Source organism: Terrabacter sp. 2RAF25, from assembly GCF_052115265.1.
GTDB lineage: Bacteria > Actinomycetota > Actinomycetes > Actinomycetales > Dermatophilaceae > Terrabacter.
The window spans coordinates 1-431 of sequence record NZ_JBFRGJ010000053.1; the positions used below are offsets into that span (position 1 = coordinate 1).

The 431-nt window shown below is 49.7% G+C and carries 1 protein-coding gene; it reads left to right on the plus strand.

The window, feature by feature from the left end; all coding sequences use genetic code 11:
• The coding region (locus tag AB4091_RS21915; protein ID WP_442295035.1) for a polysaccharide deacetylase family protein at positions 1-431 on the plus strand (431 nt) is incomplete at both ends.

Genomic DNA, 431 nt, shown 5'->3' on the forward strand with positions numbered 1-431 from the left:
GTCTGGATCAGTTCACGCCTAAAGATCTTGAAGAAGTTGCTAACGCAGGACACGAGGTGGGATCCCATGCGTTTGATCATATTAGCGCTCTAAGGCAGTCAGTCCGAGACTTCTCCACCTCAATTTCCAAGAATGCTGCCTTCCTCCAAAGCATTTTGCCTGGTAAGGAAATCGAGAGCTTTGCTTATCCATTCGGTAACGTCACACTATCTGCAAAGCTTAAGGTTTCGTCCAGATTCATAGGAGGGCGAGGCTTGGGACAACAACCTAACTCAGGGTGGATTGATTTCAGCCAAGTAGAAGCGGTAGGACTTGAGAAGGGTCGACGCGGTTTGCATGACTTTCCAACGCTGATTGAGAATACAGCCCAGAACCGTGGATGGCTGGTGATTTACACCCATGATGTCGGGAGCAACCCTTCGGATTGGGGG